Here is a 21,132-nt window from a genome sequence, read left to right as displayed (position 1 = left end):
TCAGATCGCGGGGACGGGGACCGTGGTGAGCGCGGAGCGGCGGCGCCAGCAGAGGTAGCCGGTGAGGATCGCGGCGCCGACGAACTCGATCGGGAACAACAGGACCCAGACGGAGCCGGTGCCCGCCAGGTCGTAGATCTCGGCTCGTGGCCAGGCGATGTTGACGATCATCATCGCGCCGTACCCTACTGCCGCGACATTGACCGGAATAGCCCATCGGCCCAGGGAGAAATGGCCGGGTTCGGAAGTGAAACGGCCTTGACGGCGCCGGACCAGCAGTGGTCCGGTCACCAGGAGATAGGCGAGGTAGACCACGACCACCGAGGTACCGGTGATGGTGCTGAAGATGGTCGGATTCCCCAGATTCAGCAGCAGGAGCCCGATCGCGAGGGCCCCGGACAGGACGGCGGGCGCGATCGGCGTCCCGGTGCGGGCGTTGACCGCGGAAAGCCGTTTGGCGCCGGGAAGCGCGCCGTCGCGGGCCATCGCGTAGATCAGCCGGACGGTGCCGGTCTGGATGGTCAGGGTGCAGACGACGACCGCGATCGCGACGTCGGCGAGGAAGATCCGGCCGAGCGTGTCCCCGAAGACGGCCGTGATCACATACGGCAGGCCCTTCCCGGCGAGCTGGCCGTCGGTGAGGCTCGGTGCCGCCATCAGTGCGGTGATGACGACGGCGAGACCGCCGATTCCGGAGATCAGGAGCGCGCGGAGCACGGCGCGGGGCGCGGTGCGGCGGGCGTCCTTGGTCTCTTCGGCGACCGAAGCCGCGGTGTCGAAGCCGTACAGGACGTACGCGGCCATCAGCGCCGACGCGAGGACGCCGCCGGCTCCCGGGCTTTCGCCCGCCGGTGCGAGCACGACCTGCGGGCCGCGGACGGCGAAGAGCGCGAGCCCGATGATCAGGATGAGGACGCCGACGAGTTCGGCCGCCACCCCGACGTCGTTGATCCGCGCCATGAGCCGCACGCCGCCCGCGTTGATCGCGGTGGTGAAGACGATCAGCAGCGCGCCGAGCAGGACGGCGTTGGTGGCGCCGGTCGGGGACGTGATCGCCGGATCCCCGCCGACGAGCTGGAAACCGCTCCAGACCGAGGGGAGGACGACCTGAAGCGCGATGGCGGCACCGGCGAGCGCGACGACGCAGCCGACCAGCATCATCCAGCCCGCCAGCCAGCCCGCGAATCCGGGGGAGAGGTGTTTCGCCCACTGGTAAACCGATCCTGCCAGCGGGAATCGGGCCGCGAGTTCGGCGAAGTTGAGGGCGACGAGCAATTGGCCGATGATCACCAGCGGCCAGGTCCAGAAGAAGAGGGTGTCGCCGAAGGAATAGCCGAAGGCGAACAGCTGAAACACCGTGGTCAGGATGGAAACGAAGGAGAATCCGGCGGCGAAGGCGGAGAAACCGCCCAGCGTCCGGCGTAGTTCTTGACGGTAACCGAAGGCGGAAAGGTCTTCGGACGGCATTTTCGGGGGCTCCTGTCTGGAGGGCCGAATTTCGATCGGATGACCGAAATTAAGCGCATGCGGAGTCCTTCTGATCTCCGCCCGGTAAGCGCGGTGTTAAGTGATACCGGATTCGGTAACCTGGGCCGACCACCGGACGTAACAAAGATCTTCGCGGAGAAATGGCAGGATCGGATAGATGACGAAAACGACCGGGGTGGGCAGGCCGAGAGCCAGCGGTGCGGCGGCGAGCAAACGAGAAGCGCGGCTCGCGGTGTTGGACGCGGCCGGGGAGCTGTTCACCGGCGCCGGGTACGCGGCGACGACCACACGGGCCATCGCCGAACGCGCCGGACTGCGCCAGGCGTCGCTCTACTACCACTTTCCGTCCAAAGAGGACATTCTCGCGGCGCTGCTGGAGGACACCGTCCGGCCGTCGCTGGACGTCGCAGGCGGGCTGTCGGCCCAGCTGGCGCCGGTCGGCACGCGGCTGTGGGCGCTGGCCTACGCGGACATCCACCTGCTCGGCAGCGCGCGGCACAACCTCGGCGCGCTGTACCTGCTGCCGGAGATCTCCTCGCCGAGGCTGGCGCGGTTCCGGGCCGAACGCGCGGAACTCAAACGCGTCTACGGCTCACTCGTCGCGGTCGCCGGGGTCCCCGGCGACCTCCTGGGCATCCGGACCGACCTCGTGTTCGGGCTCGTCGAGAGCATCGCGATCGTCCGGCGCGACCAGCCGGACCTGGACGTCGAAGCGCACGCCGTCGAAGGGGCCGACAGCGTGCTGAGGCTGGCCGGGATCGGGGAACCGGACGCCGAGCTGCGCGAATCCGCGCGGGCGCTACTGGAGGACTGAAGCCGGGTCAGGCGGCGGCGGTGGCGTGGAGCGCTTTGCTCAGCGCCGCCACTGTCAGCTCGATCTGCCACGGCCGGGCGCCACCGTCGGCGAGGACCTCGGCGACCGCGTCCTCGCTCAGGTCCGCGGGCGGGCGCCAGCAGGTGCGGCGGACGAGTTCCGGCAGCAGCAGGTTCTCCACCGGCAGCCGCCGGTCCTCCGCGATCGCGGCCAGTGCCGCGCGGGCGGCCGAGAGCCGGGCGGCGGCGTCGGGATCCTTGTCCGACCAGCGGTTCACCGGCGGCGGGCCGTCGGTCTGCTGCGCCGGGGTGGGCAGTTCGTCGGCGGGGAGCGCGCGGGCGGCCTGCAGATGCCGCAGCCAGCTCGCGGTGTACTTGCGCTGGACCCGGCCGCTGAACACCGGCAGCGCCTGCAACTGGTCGACGGTCTTCGGGTCGGCGGTGACGGCGTTGATGATCGCGCTGTCGGGCAGGATCCGGCTGGGCGCGCGGTCGCGTTTGCGGGCGAGCTCGTCCCGCGCCTGCCACAGTTCGCGCACCGCGGCGAGGCCGCGGGCGCTGCGGATCTTGTGCACTCCGGACGTCCGGCGCCACGGCTCGGCCCGGGGAGCGGGCGGCGGCGCGGTGCGGACGGCTTCGAATTCCTGCTGGGCCCATTCGAGCTTGCCCTGGTCCGCGAGATCGGTTTCGAGCTTCTCGCGCAGTTCGATGAGCAGCTCGACATCGAGGGCGGCGTAGTTCAGCCAGTCGACGGGAAGCGGGCGCTTCGACCAGTCGGCGGCACTGTGCCCCTTCTCCAGCTGGTAGCCGAGGAGGAGTTCGACGAGGGTGCCGAGGGCGACCCGTTCGTACCCGGCGAGCCGTCCGGCGAGTTCGGTGTCGAACAGGCTCTTCGGGTGCAGGTCGAGTTCGGCGAGGCACGGCAGGTCCTGAGAGGCCGCGTGCAACACCCATTCGGCGTTGTTGAGCACTTCCGCGAGGGGCTCGAGCTGCCCTTCGAGCGGAATGGGGTCGATGAGGAAGGAGCCGGCACCTTCGCGGCGCAGCTGGACCAGATAGGCCTTGGGCCAGTACCGGTAGCCGGACGCGCGTTCGGTGTCCACGGCGATGGCCCCGCTGCCGCCCGCGATCTTCACGCAGGCTTCGGCGAGGGCCGTCGCGTCGGCGATCACCGGTGGAGTGCCTTCGGCGGGCTCGCGTAACAAAACGGCGGCACTGGTGTCATCAGTGCCGGTCATAGAGTCCGCCTGCGGTTCTCCGGGTCGGTCGCCTTCCATAGGTGAAGACCCTACGGGACGAGCGGGCCGCGCCTGGTCCGCCCGCCCCGCAGGGCAGTTCGCCTTTGTCAGCGGATCACGCCGGCACGCATGGCCAGCGCCACCATCTGAGCCCGGTCACCCGTGCCGAGCTTGCGCCCGATGCGGGAGAGGTGAGACTTCACGGTGAGAGCGGAGAGGCTGAGTTCCTCGCCGATCTCCTTGTTGGACTGGCCGTCGGCGACGAGCTGCAGCACCTCGACCTCGCGCGCCGAAAGCTCGCGCGGGGTGTTGTCGGTGCCGGCGACTCGGGTGCCGGTGGCCAAGACCGGTGCGACGCTCGGGTCCGCGTAGACGCCGCCCTCGAGCACCCTGCGGACGCCGTCGGTCACTACGACCGGCGATGCCGACTTGAGCAGGTATGCCTGGGCGCCGGCCTGGAACGCCGACCTGACCGCGTACGGGTCGTCCGATGAAGCGAGCACCACTACGCGAGGCCAGCCATGGCTACGGAGTTCCGTAACCAGCTCGATGCCGCTGCCATCCGGCAGTCCGAGATCGAGGATCGCCAGGTCACAAGGCCCTGTGGCCTGTGCTCGCGCCCTTGCCTCGGCCACCGTGGCGGCCTCGTGGACGGTGCCCGCACCCATCTGTGCGAGTCTTGCTGAGATTGCCTCCCTCAACAGCGGGTGGTCATCGACCACCAACACGGAAAAAAGCTCTTCCCGCGGATGCGGAACCATGCTCGCCGGCAATGAACCGGCTGGCGTGGATCGGACGGCCTGAGAAATGCCGACGGTAGCCACGTCACTACCTCCCTGGAGTCGGTCGTGCCCCCCGACCGGCACCGGGACTTTCGGCCGTTTAGCCGCGCCAGCTTTAGACCGAAAGTGGTGTCGTCGATGGCACTGTAGCCGCCCTGAGGCCTTCACGGGGGGATCGAATGGGTATCTATCTCAAACGAGTAGTTACTCAGGGAGTTCGTTGTAACACGATCGGGCTAGTACACAGCCGGTGGCTAACACATCGCCGAAAGAACACGATGCACTTCAGTTACCGGGGTCCAACCGACTGTGCAGATGGGCCGTGCACCTGCCGGTGCCGCTTCCCGGGACCCTTGGGGAGCAGGGCATCGAGGGTCGGAAAGCGCCTCCGGCATGGGGCTTGATCAACTTCGCGGAGGGTCATGATCGCTTCGCTGGGTGACCATGACGGTAACGCTCCGGAGGCGTCTCGGGGCGCTTCAAGGGCCTGTTTCGGCCGGGTTGATCTTGTTGCTGACGGTGACACTGTTGGTAGCACGAACGGGGTGGTCCAGACCTCTACGCGACCGTCTCCGCGCTGGTCGGAGCTGGTCTAGTCCAGATGGCCCTGAAGCGCCTCTCGACGGCGTACAGACGCTCTGAGGGCCTCGCGAATGGGGTAAGCGAAGGTGTCCTCGGGCGCTTCGCACGGTCTCCGGTAGTACGTGAAGGACCCCTTCATTGCGCTAGACGCAATGAAGGGGTCCTTCATGTACTTGGGCCGCCGATCCGGCGGGGGAGTAAGGGACCTTTAGTATCGCTAGCTTTCCTAGCGGCGCTAGCTGGCCGGAAATCGCAGAATAACCCGAATGCTATGTCTCGATTGCTGGGATTCCGGCGTGTCGGGACGGAGTGTCGGGTCTCAGGAGGACTGACGCTGCTCGAAGAGGGTCACGCCGACCGGAGGCAGCCCGACGACGCTCGCCATCACCTGGCAGAAGGCCTGCCCGTGCGACCGCAGCGCGGCGTCCGTCGGCGTCCAGGACGCCCGGAGCTCCAGGTCGTCGGTGCGCGTGGGCCCGGAGATGTCGCCGAAGCGGGCCGAGGAGGTTTCGGTGACCGTGCCGCCCAGCGCCGTCCACTCCGCGCCGGAACTCTCCAGCGCGTCGGTCAGCCACGACCAGCCCACGGCGGGAAGGAAGGGATCCGTCGCCAGTTCCCGGTCGAGTTCCGCGCGGACGTACATGACCAGCCGCAGGACCCCGTCCCAGCCTTCTTGACCGTCCGGATCGTGCAGCAGCACCAGCCGCCCCGACGCCAGCACGTCCGCCGGCCCTTCCACCTCGCAGCTCACCGCGTAGGACCACGGCGCCAGGCGCTGCGGCGGGCGCATCGTCTCCAGCTGCACTTCGGGACGGGGCCGGACCGATTGCAACGCCGCGACGGCTTCACGGAAGAGATCGGGTACTGACGTCATCGCGGTCACCAACCGACTGTAAGACGCGATAGTCCGGTTCGGGGCGCAGACGCGCCGAGAGTAAGGGCTCGGAGCGCCCATGGCACCATGAACCGTGATGTCTCCTTCAGCTGCTTCTCCCGCGCAGACCGTCCCCGCGGCCCGTCGTGCCCTGTCCGGCGCGCCGTTCCTGGCCGCCGCGCGCGGCGAACGCCCGGCCCGCACCCCCGTGTGGTTCATGCGCCAGGCAGGCCGGTCGCTGCCCGAGTACCGGGCGCTGCGCGAGGGCACCTCGATGTTCGACGCGTGCTTCGACCCCGAGATGCTCGCCGAGATCACGCTCCAGCCGATCCGCCGTCACGGCGTCGACGCGGCCATCCTCTTCAGTGACATCGTCGTCCCGCTCAAGGCGGCGGGGCTCGACATCGACATCGTCGCGGGCACCGGCCCGGTCGTGGCCGAGCCGATCCGCGACGCCGCGGGCGTGCGCGCGCTGCCGGTCCTGGACCCGGAGCAGGTGGAGCGGGTCGCCGACGGCGTCCGGCTGCTGGTCGGGTCGCTGGGCGAGACGCCGCTGATCGGTTTCGCCGGCGCGCCGTTCACCCTGGCCTCCTATCTCATCGAGGGCGGGCCGAGCCGCAACCACGAGCACACCAAGGCGCTCATGCACTCCGAGCCGGAGCTGTGGCACGAGCTGGCCGGGCGCCTGGCGGACATGGCGATCACCTTCCTGTCCGCGCAGCTCGACGCCGGGGCCGACGCGATCCAGCTGTTCGACTCGTGGGCGGGCGCGCTCTCGGAGCGGGACTACCGCGAGTTCGTCCTGCCGCATTCGGCGAAGGTGCTGTCGGCGGTCGCCGCCTACGGCGTGCCCCGGATCCACTTCGGCGTCGGCACCGGCGAGCTGCTGGTCGCGATGCGCGACGCGGGCGCCGACGTGGTCGGCGTCGACTGGCGCCTGCCGCTCGACGAAGCCGTCCGGCGGCTCGGCGGCGGTGTCGTCCAGGGCAACCTCGACCCCGCGCTGCTGCACGCGTCCTGGCCGGTGCTCGAAGCGGAGGTCCGGCGGATCCACGCCGAGGGCCGCGCGGCCGACGGTCACATCTTCAACCTCGGCCACGGCGTCCTGCCCGGCGTCGACCCGGACGTCTTGACGCGCGTGGTCGGGCTGGTGCACGAGCTCCAGGTATGAGCACCGTGAAGACCGCTGCCGTCGTCGGGGGCGGTATCTCCGGGCTGACCGCAGCATACCGCCTGCGAAGGCTGCTCGGCGAAGAAGCCCGGATCGTCGTCTTCGAAGCGACCGAGTCCCTCGGCGGGAAACTCCGCACGATCGAACTCGCCGGTGAGCGCTACGACGTCGGCGCCGAGGCCTTCCTCGCCCGGCGGCCCGAGGCGCTCGCCCTGGTCCGCGAGGTCGGACTGGGCGAGAGTCTCGTCCACCCCACCAAGGCCCGCGCGAAGATCCACGCCGGCGGATCCGTGCTCGGCCTGCCGCCGGGCACGGTCATGGGCGTTCCCGCGTCGGCCGACGCGGTCGCCGGGGTGCTGTCGGAGAAGGGCCGCGCCCTGGTCGAGGCCGAGTCTTCGCTGGCGCCGGTGGAGCTGCCCGCCGGGGACGTGCCGCTCGGCCCGCTGCTGCGCGAGCGGTTCGGCGACGAACTCGTGGACCGCCTCGTCGACCCGCTGCTCGGCGGGGTCTACGCCGGGGGAGCGGACGGGCTCGGGCTGCGCGCGACGATGCCCGGGCTGGCGTCCGCGGTGGACCGCGGCGCGCGGTCGCTCACCGAAGGCGCGGCCTCGCTCATGCCCGCTTCGCCGAGTACGGCGCCGGTCTTCGGCACCCTGCTGGGCGGGCTCGGCACCCTGATCCGGCGCCTCGCGGAGCTGTCCCGCGCCGAGATCCGGACCGGGACCACGGTGACGGCGATCGAGCGCACCGCCACCGGCTGGAAGGTCGACGACCTCGACGCCGACTCAGTCCTTCTCGCGGTTCCGGCGCCCTCGGCGCGGCGGCTGCTCGACGGCGTCGCGGATGTGGCGTCGTCCGCGTTCGCGGAGGTCGAGCTGGCGTCGATGGCGGTGATCGCGCTCGCGCTGCCGCCGGGCACCGAACTGCCGGAGTCGTCGGGGGTGCTGATCGGCGCCGGTGAACAGGACACGGCCGCGAAACCGTTCGCGGCCAAGGCGTTCACCTTCTCCACACGCAAGTGGGCGCAGTACGGCGAAGGCCCGGTGCTGGTGCGCGGCTCGGTCGGCCGCTTCGGCGAACCGGGCGCGCTGCACGCCGACGACGACGAACTCGTCCGCGTGGTCCGCGACGATCTGGCCCGGCTGACCGGTGTCACCGCGGCGCCGATCGAAACGCTGGTCACGCGCTGGGGCGGCGGGCTCCCGCAGTACGGCACCGGTCACCTCGAACTCGTCGAGCGCGTCGAACGCGCCGTCGCGGAGGTCCCGGGGCTCGCCGTGGCGGGCGCGACGCTGCACGGCGTCGGGCTCCCGGCCTGCATCGCCACCGCCGACGCGGCCGCCCGGCGCATCGCCGGGATCACACCGACCCACGAGGGCTCCTGAGCACCGGCAGTGCCAAGATGGCGGTATGGCGCGGCTGAACTACAACGAGCTCAATGACACCATCCGCTACACCGCCTGGTCGGTCTTCCGGGCCGAGCAGGGCAAGCTCGGCGAGGACCGCGCGCAGGCGACCGCGGAGACCACGGAGTACCTGGACGCGCTGGAGGCCAAGGGCGTCGTCGTCCGCGGGCTCTACGACCTTTCCGGACTGCGGGCCGACGCCGACTACATGGTCTGGTGGCACGCCGAGGAGATCGAGCAGGTCCAGGCGGCCTACAGCGGTTTCCGGCACACCCCGCTCGGCCGCGCCTCGGTTCCGGTGTGGAGCCAGGTCGCGCTGCACCGCCCGGCGGAGTTCAACAAGAGCCACATCCCGGCGTTCCTCGCCGGTGAAGAGGCCCGCAAGTTCATCTGCGTCTATCCGTTCGTGCGCTCCTACGAGTGGTACCTGCTGCCGGACGACGAGCGCCGCAAGATGCTCGCCGACCACGGCAAGGAGGCCCGCGACTACCCGGACGTCCGCGCCAACACGGTCGCGTCGTTCGCGCTGGGCGACTACGAGTGGATCCTGGCCTTCGAGGCCGACGAGCTGCACCGCATCGTCGACCTGATGCGCCACCTGCGCGGCACCGAGGCCCGCCTCCACGTGCGCGAGGAGATCCCGTTCTACACCGGGACGAAGGTGGAACCCGCCGAACTGATCACCCTGCTGCCGTAGTGAACGCTTCAGTGGACTCCCGCGTCTGGACCACGCTCACCGGCGACACGCTCGCCGAAGACGCCGTCGAGGTCACCGGCCCCGACTCCGTGCTGCCCGGGACCTTCCGGGTCGAGGAAGCCGCGACCACCAGTATCGCCGCGGCGACGCTGGCGGCCGGGGAACTGTTGCGGCTGCGGGGAATCGCGCCGGGCAAGGTCTCGGTCGACACCCGGCACGCGGCGGCGTCCTTCCACAGCGAGCAGTACATCCGGGTCGACGGGGAACCGGTGCCGTTCAGCGCGCCGCTGTCCGGCGACTACCGCGCGAACGACGGCTGGGTGCGACTGCACTGCAACTACCCGCGTCACGTCTCCGCGGTGTGCTGGGGTCTCGGCGTCCCGGCGACCCGCGCGGCTTTCGAGAAGGTCGTGGCGGCCAAGTCGAAGTTCGAGGTCGAGTCGGCGGTGGTCGGCGCCGGCGGTGCCGCGGCCGTGCTGCGCTCCCGTGAGGAATGGCTGGCGCACAAGCAAGGACAGGCCTCTTCGGCGTTGCCGGTCGCCGAGATCCGGTCGCTCGGGCCGTCGGATCCGGTGCGGCTGTTCGAGTCCGACCGGCCGCTGGGCGGGGTGCGGATCCTCGACCTGACCCACGTCATCGCCGGACCGGTCGCGGGCCGCGTGCTCGCCGCGCACGGCGCCACCGTCATGCACATCGGCGCGGACCGCCTGCCGACCGTGCCGCCACTGGCCGTCGACACCGGCATGGGCAAGCTCTCGGCGTACGTCGATCTGGAGACCGAAGCCGGGCGCTCGCGGCTGCGCAAGCTGATCGCGCGTGCCGACGTCGTGCTGCAGGGCTTCCGGCCGGGATCGCTGGTGGCCAAGGGTTTCACGCCGGAGGCGATCGCCGAATCCCGGCCGGGGATCGTGGTCGCGGACCTGTCCGCCTACGGCTGGGAAGGCCCCTGGGCGCGCAGGCGAGGGTTCGACAGCCTGGTGCAGATGGCCTCGGGGATCGCCGACGAAGGCGGCAAGACCGCCGGGATCGACGGTCCGGGACCGCTTCCGGTGCAGGCGCTCGACCACGCGACCGGCTGGCTCACCGCGGCGGCGATCATGACGGCGCTCCGCCGGGCGGCCACCGAGGGCGGTAGTCAGCACGTCCGTACTTCGCTCGCCGGGACGGGGGAGTGGCTGAACTCGTTGGGCCGCAAGGAACCCGGGCCCACCGGTTTCGACGGCGGCGAATGGCTGGAGGACGCCGAAAGCCCGCTCGGGCGGCTGACCCGGGTCAAGATGGCCGGGGTGCTGCCGGGCTCGAATCCCTTCTGGGTGGAGGGCACGCGCGTACCCGGAAGCGACCGTGCCGTCTGGTGAAACCCGCGTTTCGTCCTCTAGTTGCGGTAGTTGCACGCGCAAGTACCGCAACTAGAGGACTAGTTGCGGTGTAGCCACCTCGCCAGACGGCCCTTCGGCTTCGGTATCTCGCCGCGTTCCACGAGCCACGTGCCGAACGCGTCCGCGTAGGCCCGCGCGCGGATCGTGTCGGTCTTCGGATGCGCCGTCGCGTACTCGCGGAACAGCGCGCCGAACCGGTTGCCGAGGGCGTCGGTGAGGTCTGGCCGCAGGTACGCGGCCAGCCTGCTCTGCTTGTTCCGCAAGACGTTCGCTTCGATGCGGAGCCTGTCCGCGTCGAAACCCGCCGGAGGGTCGCCTCCGGCGAGGAGCGCCTTGAGCAGCTCGGCCTGTTGCCCGGCTAGCCGCTCCCGGGGCGAGGTCACGGCGTGACCGCTTCCCGGAGCGCGGCCAGTTCGGCGGCCAGTTCGCTGTCGGGCGGGTAGTCGTCGTCGCGTTCCAGCAGGACACCCGGTGGGGCGACGCGCTTCCGGAGCTCCCGCAGCAGGTCCAGCACCTCCGGGACGACCGGGTGGGCGTGCGTGTCGTGGTAGACGCCGTCGCGTTCGACACCGCCCGCCATATGCGTGTACGCCAGCCGCTCCCACGGGATCTCGTCGAGGAACCGTTCGGGATCGGTGCCGAGGTTGCGGGCGTTGGCGTACAGGTTGGCGACGTCGATGATCAGCAGGCAGCCGGTCCGGTCGGTGAGTTCGCGCAGGAACTCCGACTCGGTGAACTCCGCGTCCGGCCACTCCAGCACCGCCGCGATGTTCTCCAGTGCGAACGGGACGTCCACGATGGACTGGGTCAGTTTGACGTTGTCCACCAGGACGTCGAGCGCTTCCCGGGTGCGGGGGAGCGGCATCAGATGCCCCGAGTCGAGCCCGCCCGCGCGGACGAAGCACACGTGGTCGCTGGCCATCGGCGCCCCGAGTTCACGGGTGACCTCCGCGAGCTGCTCGACGCGGTCGGTGTCCACCGGCCCCGCCCCGCCCAGCGACAGCGAGACAGCGTGCGGCAGGACCGGGATTCCCTTGTCGCGCAACGCGATCAGGGTTTCGGGAAGATGACCGGTGTGCAGGTTCTCGGCGACGACCTCGACCCAGTCGACGCCGGGCAGCCGCGCGATCGACAGGTCCAGCTCGTGCCGCCAGCCGATGCCGATGCCGAGGTGGCCCGGTGCGTCATCCACCGCAACCCCCGCCGCCGCCTCCGCAGGAGCTCCCACCGCCGCCGCACGAGCTTCCGCCGCTGCACGAGGAGCCGGTGCTGCAGGTGCTGCCACCGGAGGAGCCACCGCCACCGAAGGCGCCGGGCATGGGCGGCGGGATCAGCGCCGCGCTGAGCTCTTCGTCCGGGTAGAAGGCGAGTCCGCCCAAAGCGACGGCCGCGGCGGCGCCGCCCAGCATGGCTCCACCGGCCATACCGCCCATCGCGGGCGCGTTGGGGATCCCGCGCTTGCGCTCCCGCGCCAGGGCACTGTTGGCGCTCCCGAGGATCCGGTTGCCTTCGCTGGTCGGGCGCGGCCCGGTCCGCTTGTTCTTGGCGATCCGGGAGAACAAGGTCGCGAGCGAGGCCACGATCACCAGCGGGATCAGGAAACCGACCGGATGGTCGCCGAGGATCCCGGCGAACACGCGCACCAGGCCGAGGATCATCACGCCCAGGTAGAGGTTGGCCACGACCCGGCGGATCTGCGGCGCCTGGTCGACGACGACGAGCCCCCGCGCTTCCAGATCCTTGCCGAGCGCCTGCATCGGCGCCGACATCCGCAGCCGGTCGCGAATGCCGCGCGTCGTGGCGTTGTAGCCCGGCCTGGCGCCCTTGGCGACGGCCCTCTCGATCGGGTCGGCGGGCTCGGCTCCTGTCAGCTGGAGCTGCTTCGAGCTGCTGACCCGCAGCGTCCCGCGGTCGACCAGTGCCGCGATGGCCGTGTCGACGACGCGGTCCGGGCCGCCCGCGAGATAGGCGAGTTCGTACACCGTCGGTTGCGGTCCGTTCACCGTGCCGCGCGATGTCTTGCGGTCCAGCTTGACCGAGATGGTCCACAGGAGACCGAGGGCCAGCGGGAACACCAGCAGGACGGCATAGATCGCCAGGAAAGTGGGTCCGGGAATACCCCAGGTGTCTTCCATCGCACGGGCCTTTCACGAGCAGGTGCACTTACCGTAGTCGGACGTTTTTCCGTCCGGTCATGGTTCCCCGGACCAGTCGATCAGCCCGGCGAACCGTCCGCGACGGCCGTTAGACCGTCAGGAGAGGCACCGTTGCAGACGTCGACTTGGGCTTTGCGGCGGGAAGAAGGCGTCGTCAGGGTCAGGAGCCGCGCCAACCGCCGATCCGGATAGGCGTCGATGCCACCCAGCGCCACCGCGCCCATCGCGCCGGTGACGAGCTGCGGATCGCCGCCGGCCCGCGAGAGCGCCCGCTCGCCCGCTTTCGTGGTCCACGCCGCGCGATGGACGCGCTCGAGCCGGACAGTGACGGCGCACGCCGTGGTCGTGACGGCCAGCGCGATTCCGGCGAGCGCGATGGACCGCTCGGTGATCACGACGGTGCGGATGAGCACCGCCGCCCCGAGCACCACGAGCCCGAGGTGCGCGACCACGGCGGCGCGCCACACCCGGCGCAGACGCCCTTCCGGAACGACCAGGCCGCCGTCGAGCAACTCCGCCCGCAGCGAGCGCATCGGTTCCGACCCGCGCAGCGATTCGCGCACCCTCGCCGCCCGCACCTTCGGCAGGCTGTCCGCCACCGCGAGCAGGAACGGGTCCGCGGAGCGCGCGGAGGTCCGGCGCAGGACACCGGAGCTGTCGAGGCGGGCCACCCGCCGCTCGACGGCGCCCGCGACGGCGGTGTCCGAGACCCGGTCGGGTCCGCCGGCGAGGTAGGCGACCTGGTAGATCGTGCGAGGCGGTTCGCTGTCGTGACGCCGGTTCCGCAGCCACCGCGTGTACGTCAGTGCCGCGAGGAGCGGAAGCGCCGCGACCACGGCCATGACGGTCTCGAGTTCAGCCACCGCAACCACCCCCGCCACCGCCGCCGCACGAAGAACCTCCGCTACTGCACGAAGAACCGCCGCCGCCGCAGGACGAGCCCGCCGGGATGTAAGCGCCCTCGGAGCCCGAGGAGCCCACCATGCCCGTGAACCGGTTGCCGCGGGTGTCACCGGTCGTGCTCAGCGCGGCCGCGATCACCGGATCGGGATAGGCCCTGAAACCGTGGAGGGCGACCTGTCCGGTGGCGGTCCTGCCCAGTTCGCGGTCCCAGTCGCCGTACCGGAGCGCCAGCGTGCCCTGGGTGGTCGCGCGGCCGGACCTGTCCGGCAACTGCAACCACACGATCAGGCCGAGTGCGCCGACCACGCAGACCATCAGGACGACGAGGATGGCGACCGGCCGTTTCAGCGGTACGGCGTTCGCCAGCCGCGCGATCCCCAGCGCGAGAACGGCGACGTACACGGCCATCGCGCACCGCCAGCCCAGACGGCGGCGGTTCTCGGCGACCTGAAGACCTCTCCGCTGAAGGTCTGCGCGCAGCTCTTGGACGACCTCGTGCCGCGCCATCTTGGAGCGCAGCTCGCGCAGGCCGATTCTGTTGCCGCGCACGAGAGCGACGATCGCGCGCTCGAAGGGATCGGCCGGAACCGGCCTGACCGGGTGCAGGCGTCCGCGGCTGTCGGGCCGGAGGCCGTGCCGTTCGAGCAACCCGGCGACGGCGGTGTCGGTGACGCGGTCACTGCCACCCGCCAGCGCGGCCAGGTGATGGACTCCGGGCACTTCGAGGGGGCCGGTGCCGCGGCGCAGCCACAGTGCGTACATCCCGGCCGCGAGGAACGGGAGAAACGCGAGCCAGGCGTAAAGCCAGGCGAAGTCCGGTCCGCTGACACCCCAGGGGTCACTCATATGAAGACACCGCCCTCCCCGACGCTGTTCCTGTTCAACGGGAACGCGTCGGGGAGGGCGGTGGTTCGCTTCGGTTGGTTACGACTCGGGAACGAGCGTCAGCGAGATCGAGTTGATGCAGTACCGCTGATCCGTCGGTGTCGCGTACCCCTCGCCTTCGAAGACGTGCCCGAGGTGGCTGTGGCACGACTTGCACAGCACCTCGATCCGGCGCATCCCCATGGCGGTGTCCTCACGGAGGAGGACGGCTTCGGTATCGGCGGGGTCGTAGAACGACGGCCAGCCGCAGTGGCTCTCGAACTTCGTATCGCTGCGGAACAGCTCGGCGCCACAGGCACGGCACTGGTACACACCGGTGGTCTTGGCGTCGGTGTACTCCCCGGTGAAGGGGCGCTCGGTGCCCGCCTGGCGGAGCACGGCGTACTCGTCGGGGCTGAGCTGTTCCCGCCATTCCTGCTCGGACTTGACCACGCGTGGCGTGGCTCCGACAACGGGTTTCATGCCTTTCACCGGTTCCACGTTACCCCGCGAGCCACGCGATGGCCCGGCCGATGATGTCCCATGCGGTGACCATCACGCCGAGCACGATGAGGATCACCACGAGTGCCGAAACCCACCAGCGCAGACCGCCGAGACGGTTGCTGGAGTCGGCGAAATCGGAGACACCGTCGAGGCAGGCCTCCACGGTGAAGTTGGGGCCGCAGCGTTCGATGCGGTCCAGGTGCTCGGCGAAGGCACGGGCTTCGGGGTCGTACGGGTCGAGGCCTACCAGGTCCTCGTCGAAACGAGGATTCTGGCCAGGTCCGAAAGGTCCGCTATCGGCCATACGGGCAACAGTAAGCCAAGAGCGGCGATTGGCCTACCACCAGCGAGGCGGGTCTCAGTTGCCGAGTACTCGCGTGTCGGCGTCGATGAAGTACTGGCCGCCGACCTGGACGACGCGCAGCGCGGGACGGACTCCCTTGTTGAGCGTGATGTTCATGTCGATCGAGCCGTCGGCGTTGCCGCCGCCCTTGTCCGCCCGGGCGGTGTCGGCGCCGGTGACCTTGTGGGCACTCCAGTACTCGGCGAAAGCCTGCTCCGAGCCGTAGACCTCTTTCGCGGCGTCCGTGAGCTTGTTCCAGCTCGCGGAGGTCCCGATCCTGTCCGTGTCGAAGAACTCGAGGACGAAGCCGCCGACGCTCGAATAGCTCGTGACCTTCTCGCTCGGGGTCTTCCCCAGGCCAGCCGGGGCCGCCTTCGAGGACGACGGCGCGGTCGACTTGGGCGCCGAGGTGCTGGACTGCGGGTTCGCCCCGGCGTTGTCGCCGCCCTGGTTGCCGGTGGTCCCGTTGCTCGAATTCAGCACCAGGAACACGATCACGGCGATCACCACGACCGCGGCACCGGCGCCCGCGAACAGGACGGCCTTGCGCTTGCCGTCGGCGGGTTTCCCCGAGGACGGCCGCATCGGGGCGGCCGCGGACGGCGGCGGGCTCGCCGCGGCGACCGGCCGCGGCGGGGTGTTCGGCGGGGCCGACTGCGAGCGCATCGGGATGAACGCCGCTGTCGGCGTGTGCTGCTTGGCCGGAGGAGGCGGGGGAGGTGCCGCGGCGGACTGCGCGGGCTGCTCGGTCCGCTGCCACGGCGGCCGGTCCCCGCCGGGGTTGCCGCGTCCCGGGGTGTCGGGCGCGGCGGGCTGTCTGCCGCCGCCCGCTCCGAAGAGCCGCGGCGACGCCGCCGTGCCCGCGCCGGATTCGTTCGCCGCCAGCGCGGCGAGCCGCTGCTGGGCCTCGGCCATGCTCGGGCGTTCGGTCGGTTCGGTGCGCAGGAGGCTCATCAGCAGCGCCGTCGCGGCGCCCGCCTGCTGCGGCGGGTTGATCTGCCCGTTCGCGGCCGCGTACAGCAGCGCGAGCTGGTTGGAGCTGTTCCCGTACGGCGTCTGGCCCTCGATCGCCTGGTAGAGCGTCGCGCCGAGCGCGAAGACGTCGGAGCTGGGCACCGGGTCCGAGCCGCGCGCCAGCTCGGGCGCGAGGTAGGCCGGGGTGCCGCCGATCAGGCCGGTCTGGGTGAGCGTCATGTCGCCGGCCGCGCGGGAGATGCCGAAGTCGGTGATCTTGGCGGTACCCGACTCGTCGATCAGGATGTTGCCCGGTTTGACGTCACGGTGCACGATCCCGGCGCGGTGCGCGGCGACCAGCGCCGACGCGACCTGCTCGCCGATCTTCGCGACGCGCCCCAGCGGCAGCGTGCCCTCGTCGGAGATGATCGCCGAAAGACTCGGGCCGTTCAGGTACTCCATCACCAGGCAGGGGTCGCCGCCGTCTTCGGCGATGTCGAACACCACGATCGCGTTCGGATGCTGGAAGCGGGCCGCGTTCTTGGCCTCGCGCATGGCGCGCTGGCGCATGTTGTCGCGTTCGGCCTCGGAGACACCGGGCTGGGGGAGGATCTGCTTGACCGCCACCGAGCGCTCGAGGCGGACATCGATGGCACGCCAGACCACCCCCATGGCACCGCTACCAATTTGCTCGACCAGGCGATAGTGCCCGGCGATCAGCTGACCGGTGTCGATGGCGACTGCTCCTGACACATTCTTTGACGAACAAGGGCCCGGGGTGATGGTGGCGTTACGCGGTCGTGATGGTCCCACGCACCCGATCGAGTGTAGCGGGCTGTGGTTTCGGATCCCCGTCAGCTCGCCGGTGCGGACGCGGGCGTTTCTTCCTCGCCGACCGGTTCGGCCACCGGAACGGCCTTCCGCCGGAAGACCTTGATCAGCCCGATGGCCCCCGCGGCGGCGAAAACGGCGTAACAGATCAGCAGGGCGGGAGGGGTTTCCCCGGTCAGCGCGTCACCGAGGACGACGACGGCGACAGTGCCGGGCAGGCTGCCGAGCGCGGTCCCCGCTAGATATGGAGCGAAACGGACCGATGACACTCCGCACAGGTAACTGAACGGAGCGAACGGCACCATCGGGATCAGCCGCAAGGACGTGATCGCCAGGACCCCGCCGTCGGAAAGCCGGTCGTTGACCGCGCGGACCCTGGCCCGGTGCAGATGCCGGGTGACGAGGTCGCGGCCCAGCGCCCTCGAAAGGGTGAACGAGAGCCCGGAGGCGACCGTGGTCGCCAGGATGCCGACGACGATGCCCGTCGTGGCGCCGAGCAGCAGCCCGCCCGCCAGGTTGAACACGGTGCGCGGGATCGGCGCCACGGTGAGTACCGAATAGATCAGGAAGAACACCAGCGGTGTGGCCGGGCCGAGTCCGGCGGCCCAGGCCCGCAGCCCGGCCGGGCTCGGGATCGGCAGCAGCACCGCGGCCGTCACGAAGAGGGCGAGCACGGTGAGCGCGAGAATTAATTTGGTACGGCCGGACACTGCGTCAACCGTACGGTATTCGCTGTGATCGACACCGACGCGCTGCGGACGCAGCCCGAACTCACCGGCGAGAACATCGTGCTGGCGCAGCTCGACGAGTCCTACTTCGAGTCCGCCTGGCGGGCGCTTCAGGAGCCGGAGACCACCCGGCTGACCGGCACGCACACCGTCTTCACCGAGGAACAGATCCGTAACTGGCTGGCCTCGCGGCCGGGACTCGACGACCGGGCCGACTACGCGATCCTGCGCAAGGTGGATCGCGTCTACCTCGGCGATGTCGTGCTTTCGGACTTCGACGAGCACAACCGCTCGGCCTCGTTCCGGATCGCGCTGACCGGGCCCGGCGTCTTCGGCAAGGGATACGGCACCGAGGCGACGAAGCTGATCCTGGACTTCGCCTTCGACGTCGTCGGCGTCCATCGTGTCTCGCTGGAGGTGTTCGACTTCAACCCTCGGGCCCAGCGTGTCTACGAGAAGTGCGGGTTCGTCCGCGAGGGACTTCAGCGGGAAGCCCTGTGGTGGGACGGCGAATGGCATGACGTCATCACGATGGCACTTTTGAAGAACGATCCACGGCCCTGAGCAGCGCCGGACTGGCTACGGTGGGCGCATGCCCAAGAACGGTGAGCCGATCGAGGTCGAGGTAGGCGAGCGCAAGGTCCGGGTCTCCAGTCCGGACAAGCCGTACTTCCCCGCCCGCGGCATCACGAAGCGCCAGGTGGTGGAGCACTACGTCGCGGTCGGCGTGCCGTTGCTGCGCGCGGTCGGCGAGCGGCCCACGACGCTGAAGCGCTACGTCGACGGCGTCGAGGGCGAGTGGTTCTACGCCAAGCGCGTGCCGAAGGGCGCCCCGGACTGGGTGGAGACCGCGAAGATCACCTTCCCGTCGGGCCGGACCGCCGAAGAGGTCTGCCCGACCGAACCCGCCGTGTTCGCCTGGGCGGCGAACCTGGGCACCTTCGACTTCCACCCGTGGCCGGTGCGGCGGCCTGACGTCGACCATCCCGACGAACTCCGCATCGACGTCGACCCGCCGGACGAGGCGGGCTTCTCCGACGCGGTCGAGGTCGCCGGCGTGGTGCGCGAGGTCCTCGACTCGGCGGGGCTCGTCGGCTACCCGAAGACCTCGGGCGGCCGCGGCGTGCACGTCCTGGTGCGGATCCGGCCGGAGTGGGACTTCATCGACGTCCGCCACGCGGTGATCGCGCTGGGCCGCGAGGTCGAGCGCAGGATTCCCGGGAAGGCGACCATCGCGTGGTGGAAGGAAGAGCGCGGCGGCCGGGTCTTCATCGACTACAACCAGGCAGCCCGCGACCGCACGGTGGCGTCGGCCTGGTCGGTCCGCGGCACGCCGCGCGCGACGGTGTCGACCCCGCTGACCTGGGATCTGCTCACCGAGGTCGACCCGGACGACTTCGACGTCCTCACCGCCGGCGCCTTCTACGCCGAGCGCGGTGACCTCCACGCGCCGATGGACGAGCAGGCGTTCGGCATCGAGACGCTGCTGGAGTGGTACGCGCGGGACGAGCGCGACCACGGCCTCGGCGAGATGCCGTATCCGCCCGACTATCCAAAGATGCCGGGCGAGCCGAAGCGGGTCCAGCCCAGCAAGGCGCGCGACGACACCTAGGCCCGCCCGACGCGGGCCAGCGAGCGATCCGCGACGGTCAGCGCGAGGAACAGCACGCTGACCACGAGCATGAACGCGGCCAGGTGGTGCAGGCCGCCGCTGTCGGCGCGCTGCCCGAAGAAGGCGCCGTTGGCCGCGGACGCGACGATGGCGCCGAGGTAGCCGAAGGTGCGCAGCAGCCCGGCCGACGAGCCCATCCGTTCGGCGTGGGCCTGGTGGTACACGGAGTTCTGCAGCGCGAGGTTGTTCAACCCCTGCGGCACCCCGAGGACCACCACGACGGCCAGGAGCGCCCAAATCGGGCTGCCGTCGTTCAGGAACAGCAGCAGGGCGCAGGCGGCGACCTGCCCGAGCGAGCCGATCAGGAGCTTGCCGCGGACGGCCTTGTCGCGACCGGTGACGGTGGAGGCGATGATCCCGACGGCGAACAGGGGGAGCAGGACGAGCCCGGCTTCCGACGCGGACAGCCCGTGGCCCTGCTCCATCCACTGCGTGTAGCCATAGAGGAAGGCGTAGCTGACGACGAAGCTGAGCAGGGCCCTCCCGTAGGTGGCCAGCAGCGGCAGGTTGCCGCCGAGCAGGCGGACGTCGATGAACGGTTGCCGTGCCCGGAGTTCGCGCCAGGTGAATCCGGCGCCCGCCGCGACGGTCACGGCGAGCAGCCACCAGTCGCCGCCCCGCACGTCCATCAGGAACAGCAGCAGGCAGACGAGCGCCGCGGCGAACAGGCCCATGCCGGGCAGGTCCAGTTCGCGCACGATGCTCCGGCCGCCGCGGTGGGGGACGGGTGTCGCCGGGAGACGGCGGAAGCCGAGGTACAGGCCGGCCAAGGCGAGCGGGACGTTGATCGCGAGGGTCGCGCGCCAGCCGCCGACCCCGATCAGCAGTCCGCCGAGGCTGGGCCCCACGACGGCGATGGTCTGCGTGGTGATGGCGAGCGCGGTGAGGACCCCGGCCGGGCTGTCCTTCCCGGTGCGCAGGGACTCGCTCCGGATGAGGTGCATCGCCGCCGGATAGCCGGCGCAGGTGCCGAAACCGAGGAGCACCCGGGACGCGACGAGCACGCCGAAACCGGGGGCGAGCATGCCGACGACGCCCGAGATCCCGGTCAGCGCCGCCCCGGCCAGGAACAGGCTGCGGGGCCCGAAGAGGTCGATGAGCCGTCCCACCACCGGCTGGCCGATCGCGGTGGCCAGGTACAGCGCGGAGACCAGCCACGCCGTCTGGGCGGGCGGCGCCCCGAAGGCCACGCCGATCGGCACCAGGGACACGGAGATGATCGACGAGTTGACCGGGTTGAGGGCCGCTCCGAGCATCATCGGGGGCAGGAGCCGCCGGTCGAAGTCCGTGCTCACCGCCGCACGACCCGTTCCAGCACGGCCGCCGCTTCGATCAGCGTGCGTCGCTCTGCTTCGGTGCAGTGCGTTTCCAGGACCTGGGCGAGCCAGCCCTCCCCGGCGCGACGTCGCTCGTCGAGGAAGGCGCGGCCGTCGTCGGTGACGAAGATCAGCTGACGCCGTCCGTCCTCGGGATCCGGGCGGCGGGCGGCCAGTCCCCGTTCCACGAGGACACCGACGGTGGTCGCGACCGACTGGTGGCGGATGCCTTCCAGCGCGGCCAGGTCGCTGACCGACGCTTCGCCGTCCTTGTCGAGCCTGCTGAGCACGGAGGTCTGGGACGGCGTGAGGTCGCCGCTGCCGTAGTTCTCGCGCAGGCGGCGCCGCAGCCTGCTGAAGGCGACGCGGATGTCGTGGGCCGCGCGTGCGGCGGTCTTGTCCATGTCCGCAGGTTAACTTGCGCAGGTGAA

At 70.4% G+C, this 21,132-nt stretch carries 22 protein-coding genes; 7 read left to right on the top strand and 15 right to left on the bottom strand.

The genetic code is table 11. The features are described from left to right. On the bottom strand, window positions 1-1,467 hold the full coding sequence (locus ACLJPX_RS23830) for an amino acid permease (RefSeq protein ID WP_410602029.1): 1,467 nt from the start codon (window positions 1,465-1,467) through the stop codon (window positions 1-3). Between the two features lie 178 nt (window positions 1,468-1,645). Here ACLJPX_RS23830 and ACLJPX_RS23825 point away from each other — a divergent pair, with 178 nt between their 5' ends. After that, window positions 1,646-2,302, top strand: coding sequence for a TetR/AcrR family transcriptional regulator (locus ACLJPX_RS23825; protein ID WP_410602028.1), 657 nt, complete (start codon window positions 1,646-1,648; stop codon window positions 2,300-2,302). A 7-nt stretch (window positions 2,303-2,309) separates the two neighbouring features. On the opposite strand, the gene ACLJPX_RS23820 is transcribed toward ACLJPX_RS23825, so the two are convergent. The 3 genes from ACLJPX_RS23820 to ACLJPX_RS23810 all read right to left on the bottom strand — a co-directional run bounded on the left by ACLJPX_RS23820 (window position 2,310) and on the right by ACLJPX_RS23810 (window position 5,786). Continuing rightward, window positions 2,310-3,539 carry an HRDC domain-containing protein gene (locus tag ACLJPX_RS23820; protein WP_410602027.1) on the bottom strand — a complete coding sequence of 410 codons (1,230 nt, stop codon included), beginning with the start codon at window positions 3,537-3,539 and terminating at the stop codon, window positions 2,310-2,312. 107 nt (window positions 3,540-3,646) lie between these two features. After that, a complete protein-coding gene (locus ACLJPX_RS23815) occupies window positions 3,647-4,363 on the bottom strand; it encodes a response regulator transcription factor (protein WP_034318331.1) in 717 nt (238 codons plus the stop codon). 859 nt (window positions 4,364-5,222) lie between these two features. Further along, complete coding sequence (locus tag ACLJPX_RS23810; protein ID WP_168214274.1) at window positions 5,223-5,786, bottom strand: DUF3000 domain-containing protein; 564 nt, start codon at window positions 5,784-5,786, stop codon at window positions 5,223-5,225. Window positions 5,787-5,874: 88 nt separating this feature from the next. Between ACLJPX_RS23810 and hemE the strand changes: the two genes are divergently transcribed. The 4 genes from hemE to ACLJPX_RS23790 are packed head-to-tail and all read left to right on the top strand — an operon-like array spanning window position 5,875 to window position 10,409. Further along, window positions 5,875-6,948, top strand: a complete 1,074-nt coding sequence (gene hemE, locus ACLJPX_RS23805) for a uroporphyrinogen decarboxylase (RefSeq protein WP_410602026.1) — start codon at window positions 5,875-5,877, stop codon at window positions 6,946-6,948. Between the two features lie 5 nt (window positions 6,949-6,953). Then, a complete protein-coding gene (gene hemG, locus ACLJPX_RS23800; RefSeq protein WP_410602564.1) occupies window positions 6,954-8,333 on the top strand; it encodes a protoporphyrinogen oxidase in 1,380 nt (459 codons plus the stop codon). 25 nt (window positions 8,334-8,358) lie between these two features. Further along, window positions 8,359-9,051, top strand: coding sequence for a hydrogen peroxide-dependent heme synthase (gene hemQ, locus ACLJPX_RS23795; protein WP_410602025.1), 693 nt, complete (start codon window positions 8,359-8,361; stop codon window positions 9,049-9,051). 11 nt (window positions 9,052-9,062) lie between these two features. Beyond that, window positions 9,063-10,409: a CoA transferase gene (locus ACLJPX_RS23790; protein ID WP_410602562.1), complete on the top strand. Its 1,347-nt coding sequence runs from the start codon at window positions 9,063-9,065 to the stop codon at window positions 10,407-10,409. 59 nt (window positions 10,410-10,468) lie between these two features. Here the strand turns inward: ACLJPX_RS23790 and ACLJPX_RS23785 are convergent, their stop codons facing one another. The 9 genes from ACLJPX_RS23785 to ACLJPX_RS23745 all read right to left on the bottom strand — a co-directional run bounded on the left by ACLJPX_RS23785 (window position 10,469) and on the right by ACLJPX_RS23745 (window position 17,695). After that, complete coding sequence (locus ACLJPX_RS23785; RefSeq protein ID WP_410602024.1) at window positions 10,469-10,813, bottom strand: hypothetical protein; 345 nt, start codon at window positions 10,811-10,813, stop codon at window positions 10,469-10,471. After that, window positions 10,810-11,622 carry a DUF692 domain-containing protein gene (locus tag ACLJPX_RS23780; protein ID WP_410602023.1) on the bottom strand — a complete coding sequence of 271 codons (813 nt, stop codon included), beginning with the start codon at window positions 11,620-11,622 and terminating at the stop codon, window positions 10,810-10,812. The genes ACLJPX_RS23785 and ACLJPX_RS23780 overlap by 4 nt, the downstream gene beginning before the upstream one ends. After that, window positions 11,615-12,565, bottom strand: coding sequence for a TIGR04222 domain-containing membrane protein (locus tag ACLJPX_RS23775; protein WP_410602022.1), 951 nt, complete (start codon window positions 12,563-12,565; stop codon window positions 11,615-11,617). Before ACLJPX_RS23775 ends, ACLJPX_RS23780 begins: the two co-directional genes overlap by 8 nt. A gap of 80 nt (window positions 12,566-12,645) precedes the next feature. Further along, window positions 12,646-13,449, bottom strand: a complete 804-nt coding sequence (locus ACLJPX_RS23770; RefSeq protein WP_410602021.1) for a TIGR04222 domain-containing membrane protein — start codon at window positions 13,447-13,449, stop codon at window positions 12,646-12,648. Next, a complete protein-coding gene (locus ACLJPX_RS23765) occupies window positions 13,442-14,335 on the bottom strand; it encodes a TIGR04222 domain-containing membrane protein (protein WP_410602020.1) in 894 nt (297 codons plus the stop codon). Before ACLJPX_RS23765 ends, ACLJPX_RS23770 begins: the two co-directional genes overlap by 8 nt. 78 nt (window positions 14,336-14,413) lie before the next feature. Beyond that, window positions 14,414-14,836 carry a peptide-methionine (R)-S-oxide reductase MsrB gene (gene msrB, locus ACLJPX_RS23760; RefSeq protein WP_101613068.1) on the bottom strand — a complete coding sequence of 141 codons (423 nt, stop codon included), beginning with the start codon at window positions 14,834-14,836 and terminating at the stop codon, window positions 14,414-14,416. A gap of 19 nt (window positions 14,837-14,855) precedes the next feature. Beyond that, the gene (locus ACLJPX_RS23755) at window positions 14,856-15,161 is read right to left on the bottom strand and encodes a hypothetical protein (RefSeq protein ID WP_101606650.1); all 306 of its coding nucleotides are present in this window, start codon (window positions 15,159-15,161) and stop codon (window positions 14,856-14,858) included. Window positions 15,162-15,215: 54 nt separating this feature from the next. Next, complete coding sequence (locus tag ACLJPX_RS23750) at window positions 15,216-16,826, bottom strand: serine/threonine-protein kinase (RefSeq protein ID WP_410602560.1); 1,611 nt, start codon at window positions 16,824-16,826, stop codon at window positions 15,216-15,218. Window positions 16,827-17,008: 182 nt separating this feature from the next. Further along, window positions 17,009-17,695 carry a TVP38/TMEM64 family protein gene (locus tag ACLJPX_RS23745; protein WP_410602019.1) on the bottom strand — a complete coding sequence of 229 codons (687 nt, stop codon included), beginning with the start codon at window positions 17,693-17,695 and terminating at the stop codon, window positions 17,009-17,011. 24 nt (window positions 17,696-17,719) lie between these two features. Between ACLJPX_RS23745 and ACLJPX_RS23740 the strand changes: the two genes are divergently transcribed. Continuing rightward, window positions 17,720-18,277 carry a GNAT family N-acetyltransferase gene (locus ACLJPX_RS23740; RefSeq protein WP_410602018.1) on the top strand — a complete coding sequence of 186 codons (558 nt, stop codon included), beginning with the start codon at window positions 17,720-17,722 and terminating at the stop codon, window positions 18,275-18,277. 28 nt (window positions 18,278-18,305) lie between these two features. After that, complete coding sequence (locus tag ACLJPX_RS23735) at window positions 18,306-19,325, top strand: DNA polymerase domain-containing protein (RefSeq protein WP_101606654.1); 1,020 nt, start codon at window positions 18,306-18,308, stop codon at window positions 19,323-19,325. On the opposite strand, the gene ACLJPX_RS23730 is transcribed toward ACLJPX_RS23735, so the two are convergent. Further along, window positions 19,322-20,680 carry an MFS transporter gene (locus ACLJPX_RS23730; RefSeq protein WP_410602016.1) on the bottom strand — a complete coding sequence of 453 codons (1,359 nt, stop codon included), beginning with the start codon at window positions 20,678-20,680 and terminating at the stop codon, window positions 19,322-19,324. The two genes, ACLJPX_RS23735 and ACLJPX_RS23730, sit on opposite strands and share 4 nt — an antisense overlap. Next, on the bottom strand, window positions 20,677-21,105 hold the full coding sequence (locus tag ACLJPX_RS23725; RefSeq protein WP_410602014.1) for a MarR family winged helix-turn-helix transcriptional regulator: 429 nt from the start codon (window positions 21,103-21,105) through the stop codon (window positions 20,677-20,679). Before ACLJPX_RS23725 ends, ACLJPX_RS23730 begins: the two co-directional genes overlap by 4 nt. Window positions 21,106-21,132 lie beyond the last annotated feature (27 nt).

Origin of the sequence: Amycolatopsis sp. lyj-90 (genome assembly GCF_046549035.1) — a bacterium.
GTDB lineage: Bacteria > Actinomycetota > Actinomycetes > Mycobacteriales > Pseudonocardiaceae > Amycolatopsis.
The sequence above is the reverse complement of the archived record's forward strand: the minus strand, read 5'-3'. Positions and strand labels throughout refer to the sequence as shown.